The 6,261-nt window shown below is 33.5% G+C and carries 4 protein-coding genes; 1 reads left to right on the forward strand and 3 read right to left on the reverse strand.

Going from position 1 to position 6,261, the window contains the following annotated elements:
* Nucleotides 1-3: 3 nt before the first annotated feature.
* Nucleotides 4-1,449, reverse strand: coding sequence for a cyclic nucleotide-binding domain-containing protein (locus tag AC3DU7_RS17405; RefSeq protein WP_488040580.1), 1,446 nt, complete (start codon nucleotides 1,447-1,449; stop codon nucleotides 4-6).
* Nucleotides 1,450-1,837: 388 nt separating this feature from the next.
* A complete protein-coding gene (locus AC3DU7_RS17410; RefSeq protein WP_488040581.1) occupies nucleotides 1,838-3,178 on the reverse strand; it encodes an S-layer homology domain-containing protein in 1,341 nt (446 codons plus the stop codon).
* 249 nt (nucleotides 3,179-3,427) lie between these two features.
* On the opposite strand from AC3DU7_RS17410, the gene AC3DU7_RS17415 reads away from it, so the two are divergent.
* The gene (locus AC3DU7_RS17415) at nucleotides 3,428-4,144 is read left to right on the forward strand and encodes a glycerophosphodiester phosphodiesterase (protein WP_488040582.1); all 717 of its coding nucleotides are present in this window, start codon (nucleotides 3,428-3,430) and stop codon (nucleotides 4,142-4,144) included.
* A 295-nt stretch (nucleotides 4,145-4,439) separates the two neighbouring features.
* Here the strand turns inward: AC3DU7_RS17415 and AC3DU7_RS17420 are convergent, their stop codons facing one another.
* Nucleotides 4,440-5,177: a choice-of-anchor E domain-containing protein gene (locus AC3DU7_RS17420; protein WP_488040583.1), complete on the reverse strand. Its 738-nt coding sequence runs from the start codon at nucleotides 5,175-5,177 to the stop codon at nucleotides 4,440-4,442.
* Between the last annotated feature and the right edge of the window lie 1,084 nt (nucleotides 5,178-6,261).

A 6,261-nucleotide genomic window follows, 5' to 3' on the forward strand; every position in this document is an offset into this window, starting at 1 on the left:
TAATTATAAATTAAACAAATTTTTCAGACGATTTCTGACCCAAACCACAGGATTTTTATCATCTTCTTCTGCATCAACTAATCCTAATCTTCTAAGTTCATTTTGACGTTCAGATAATTCTTCTTGATGTTTACCCAACTCTTGCACAATTACCTCTGCTAATTCTGGATTTTCATGTAATATTTTCTCAAAGCCTTTTTTATGAATAGCAAATAAAATTGTATCTTCAAGTGCCCTGACTGAAGCAGTACGAGGAATACCTAACATTAAAGCTAATTCTCCAAAAAAATTTCCAGCTTTTAGAGTAGTCAAATGTTTATTAATTTTTTCAACAAATACCTCTACTGAACCTGAAAGAATAATATAAAAAGTATCACCAGGATCTCCTTCATGGAATAAAATTTTTAATGGTCTGAGACGTTTTCTATACCCTACTTCTATCAATTTTCGTAACTCAACATCAGTAAAGTTTTCAAAATAAGCAACTTCTAATAATAAATCCCTAGCTGATAGAGGTTTACTAGGTATAGACTGATTGTTTATTACCCCATGAATAAAAGTATTTTGAGGTGATTCTAAATGTTGTGATTCTTGTGGATTATGGAGGTATATATTAAAATGGTCCCAAGGAATTAAAATACCTTGTTGATGTAAGTTATTGTAGATAATAAACCGTAAAGAACTCATATAAACTGGTTGATTATAAATTTCCTTTACCCATACCCATAATTGAAACTTAAAAGCGTTATCTTCAAACCCCAGAAACAAAACTTTTGGAGGTGGTTCTCGTAATACTACAGGTTCCATATAAGCTGACATTAGTATAGTTTCTGTAACTAATACTGGGTCACTATCATCAGAGACAAAAATATCAAGTTCAATTCTACCTTTAAAACTATCGTAGCTTAAATTATGTATTTTTCCTTCTATTAAGATGCCATTAGGAATAATTATATGACTACCCTGTAATGTTCTAATTCTTGTTGAACGCAAACCAATTTCTTCCACAAAACCTAAATCATTATCTAATTCAATAAAATCTCCTATTTTGATCGGTCTTTCTATCAGTACATTCAAACCACTAATAAAGTTTTTGGTAATATTCTGAAATCCTAAACCAATACCTACACCTAAACCCCCAGCTAAAACTGCTAATGAAGAGACATTAAAACCTTGTGTTTGTAAAATAATTATCACACCCAGGGTACTCGCTCCATAGCTAAATATTGTGGATATTGCCTCTCGATTAGCTTCATCTATACCTAGTTTTACTAAAAATACTTTTTTGAGTAAATTTTTGAAGATTCTACCGAATATAAGAACTACAATTAAATATAAAAATAATTTTAAAAGTAAACTTAAAGATATATAACTATCCCCGACAAAAAGTAAGGGAGTTGTAAACATTTGAGCTAGTTGTAATAAGAAATTTTGTACTTTTTGGAGCATAAGGAAGAGTAGTGGAGTAGGGGAGTAGAGGAGTAGGGGAGTGGGGGAGTGAGGGAGTGAAAATAAGAATAATTAAAAATAAATGGTTAATAATCACCAAAAACTTATTCAGTATATATTAATTACTTAATAATTGAAGTGTTACTTAAGTATAGTATTCTTTTTTCAAGTTAGTATGACATAATTTTTTTATCTTAATAAAATAAAGTAATTAGCCTGAGAAAAAAAATCAATAAAGGGAAAGCAAAATCAGTATTTTTCCTTCTTCCCTCTTCCTTCTTCCTTCATATTAGTAACCCGGTCTCTAGGAGAAACCGGGTATTTTAGACATTGATTATTTAGGGTAAATATTTAGAGAAAAACTGTTCATCAAAAAAGACAGCCAATTTTAATTTTTTGGAGTCACAATATATTCTGATGAAACCTCTTCTACCCTTCCTAATCTTACTAAAGCCTGATGAAACATCGCTGCAACTTCAGCACGAGTGGCAGGTTTATCTGGATTCAAAATTTTTACATCTGGATGATTTACTACTAATCCAGTTGCAGTAGCTGCCGCTACTTTTTCCTTAGCCCAATCAGGTATTTTTTCTTTGTCTTTATAAATACTTAAAACCTTATCAGGATTTGATGGTATTTCCAGATTTAAGCCACTAGCTAAAGCAACTAATACCTGTAATTTTGGTACTTCTTGTTTTGGACGAAAAACATTTCCTGGATAGCCACTCAAAAAGCCAGATTTAGTAGCTGTTTGAATTTCTTTTTGACTTGGTGAATCTGCTGGTACATCCTCATAGTTAACAGAACTTTCTGTTGATTTTTCCTCAAATACTTGAGGAATTTGAGTAGCTAATTCAGCTCGCGTTACAGGTTTATCTGGCTCGAATTTATCGCTATCAACTTGAGCAATAATATCACGTTCTCTCAAAGGTTGAATAAAATTACTGGCCCAAAAATCATCTGGAACATCAGAAAATTTAATTTGGTCAATAGGAGATGTTTCAGGAGATGGTGCTGTTGTACCAGCTAACGGAACTTCAGAATTTGCCTGCTCTGGAGAAGGAGAAGTTGCCGTAGATGAGTCAGTAGTTTCTGCTTCAGGAGGAGGAGAAGTTGCTATTTCACTGGCCCCAGGTGACTTGAAAGTTACCTCCTCTGGAGAAGGAGAAGTTGCCGTGGGTGAATCTGTTGTTAAACTAGGAATAGGGGGGGCCACAGGTAAAGGCGTAGTTGTCATTGGAGATCCAGATAACATACTTCCAATACCTAATGCGGCCAAATTCTTGCCAACTTGTGGGACTTTTGGCGGTTTCGCTAATTCGAGTGTTGTCTCAGTCTCAGTATTGGCTTGATTCAAACCTGTAACACTTGTCTCTAACTGCTCAAAAGTATCACTAATAGGAGTCAGAGTAGCCAAACTTGTTTCTAACTCTTCAGAAGAAGAAAGTGCTTGACTAAAATTTGATGCTGGTTCGCCAGTCAGGGTATTAAGTTGTGGTGTGCCTAAGCTAAAAATTGACTCTTCTGTACTAACATTTGGACTATCAACTGTTTCAGATTCAGGAGAAGAAATGATAGGTTTAGAGAATAGATTAAACCCATTATTTCCTCTAGTCGTTGTCCAGAAAAATACACTGCCAAGAGTCGCTAAGGCTACAAATATTGCAATCCACTCATCACGTTCCACTGACCTTGGCTGTGAAGGTGGGTTTGGAGGTATATTTGTCATTTTTATAGCTATATAGTGACAGCTCCAGATTAGACTACTATTAGGGATAAAAGGAAGAAGTTATAAGTCAAAAGTCAAAAGTTAGAAGTTAAAAGTGATATTTTAGGTACTTACCGAATAATTAAGGTTTAAAGCAGGATAATAATTATATCCAATCGACCAAGAGAAGAAAAAAAATCCTTTTATCCAATCCTCTTAATTTATTTATAAAAAGAGGTAATTCTAAATTCTAAATTCTAAATTCTTGAAATGACTACTAAACCATTAATTATTGCTCACCGAGGCGCATCTGCCTTGGTGGAATTTGAAAATACTTTAGCTTCTTTTGAAAAAGCTATTGAATTGGGTGTACCAATGGTTGAGTTTGATGTCAGAAAAACTCAGGATAATTTATTTGTGGCGTTTCACGATGAATCAATTGATGGGATGAAAGTTAGTGATTTGAGTTATCAACAACTTTTGGATATTTCTCGGCAAAAAGGTTTTGATGTGCCATTGATAGAGGATGTGTTGAAGTTATGTCAGGGGAAAATTAAACTTGATATTGAATTGAAAGAAGTGGGATATGAATTGGAGATAGTTAATTTAGTCAAAAAATATTTAGATTATCAAGATTATGTCATTAAATCTTTTCTTGATGCTGCTATTGTTGCAGTCAAAAAAGCTGATAATCAAATTACAACTGGGCTATTATTAGGAGTTAGTAAACCCAAAAATTTAATCGCTACTCGATTATCAGAAATATTTCCTGAATTTCGTTTGTTTACAACTAAAGCTGATTTTGTTTCGCCTAATTACCAATTGATAAAATTTGGTTTTGTCTGGCGCATGAAACTGATTAATCAGAATATCTATGTTTGGACGATTAATGATGAAAAATTAATGGTTAAAACTGTTAAACAAGGGGTATTTGCATTAATTACAGATAGACCAGATTTAGGTTTGAAGTTATTCTATAGCAATTAGTATTTAACCTTGTTATTTTCCCAATCTTGGTTTCCTTTGCCGAAGAACTAAGGTTTAAAGCGTCTCCTTTAAAGGAGAAACAAGAAAAAAACTTTCCTTTGAGTCAATGCTCTTCTTTTCAAGGAGTTGAATAGACTGTTTACTATTTTAAGTTGGGTTGTACAAATAACAAAAAGAACCTCTTAGTTATGAGGCTCTCTTTTACTAATAATTTGATTTTTAGTTAAATATCGCTTGGTGATTTTTATAGCGATGGGGAACTATCAAGACTTTATTTAGAATAGACTTGTTTAATTTAAGCTTTATTGCTTGCCTTCTTTTTTGATAAAAAGCCTACTCCAGCAAATAAACCTAAACCTAGTATTGCAGAAGGTTCAGGTACTCTTTCAGGTAAAACACCACCATCAAAGTCTTCATAATGGTATGTCACTGTAACACTTGCTCCAGCCTGGGTAGTGATACCAGCTAACAGATTTGCTGCACCGGTTACGCTTGAATTAGTGTTAGCAGAGAATAAAAACTCTAAATTTTCAGTACCAGTGAAGAAATCTAATACATTTTGGTCATCATAGAAGTTCTGTCCACTTAATGTAGCTGTTAGTCCCTGAAAGCTTTGACCAGAAGTACCTCCAAAATCTGTAACACCATCAAAAGCAGTTGCTTCAAATGAATCTGATGCACTCACTGTTTCTTCAAACAAAGGGTTATTAAGAATATCATCCCCAAGTAAGGTCAAAGTACCTCCAAGATTAAAAGTTAGAGTTTGAGCTTGTGCATCCAAGCTTTCCACTAGGGCATCGCCAACGATCTGTCCATCAAAGCCGATCGTAACATTTTTAAGTTTACCAAGATTACCATCGAATTTTTGAACTGATAACAGGGCATCTGTAATATCTGTTGGTGCTAGCTCAAAGGTGTCTGTATATGTTTTAGTCAGGGCGTTAGCAGTACCAGCATTAGCTATTACGCCAGTAAATGCGACTGTAGCAGTTAAACCTGCAAAGAATTTAGAGTTAATTAGACTGTTAATCATAGTATCTGTTAGGTTTGTGTGTGTGTAATTAGCTACTATTTAATTTATATTCAGGCCATTTCTTAGCAAAACTCTATAGATGCAATGCCTGTGTTTCTGTATCTATTTTTATTTAAATTGTTATTTTTATACTGTGATTAAAATCATTACTATAAATGATATTGATCACTGTTTTTTAAATAAAATAATGTATGTATAATAAGTAAAATATCTTATAAGCTTTACTATGAGAGGTTTTTAGCTAAACAAAGCTTTTATCCCAAATCTATACTGGAAGCGTCAAAAAATAGTATCAATCGTGCAAGCACTTAAAAAATAAATTACTTTTTATACTTAAATTTTAAGTGATATTCAGTAGAAATAAAAAAATGTTCTAGTTTAAATACAGAATATAAAATAGTAATATTTACTACATTAAAACCAAGGTCAGCGATCGCATATCAGGCATTAATGAATGTGTGTAGATATAGAGTAGGGAGTGTGGGGGCTAACCCCTAACCCCTCCCAAAACTGAAATTTGGAGAGATGGGAAATGTGGAGGCAAATTTCCACTATTTTATTTCTCTAGCTCCTGAGTACTGAGTTATGACTCCTTTGTCAAAAGCGCATACTGCGAGCAAAGATACTAAATAGCTTTTATAAATATCTTCAAATATCTCCGCAAAAGAACTTAGGGACATTTGATGAAATGTCCATACTCTACAGCATTTGAATCGAATATGTAATTTCTGGGACGTTGTCAGATTAAAATATGAATTATAGAGAAATAGTGGGAACAGCATTTCTCTGTCTTACGGTCATCATCAACATAAGTCAAACAGCAACTAGCTCCTTCCTTGCTATATCACCACCCCATATTCCCAGGGCTAATTCTTTGTCGTCAGAGAATATTTACAAACCTATATTTTTGGTTAACTAATAGACATCTGGTGATAATCAAAAATTAAATCAATCCCATACGCATAAATCATCAATTATTTCCTCCTACTCCCTACTCCCTACTCCCTACTCCCTCTTTTCCGGAGAGGTCTAATTCTAGTTAAGATGTACGAAATTTCAAAATTTCAAAGGATACAATTTTTTG

It is taken from the genome of Okeania sp., from assembly GCF_983059655.1.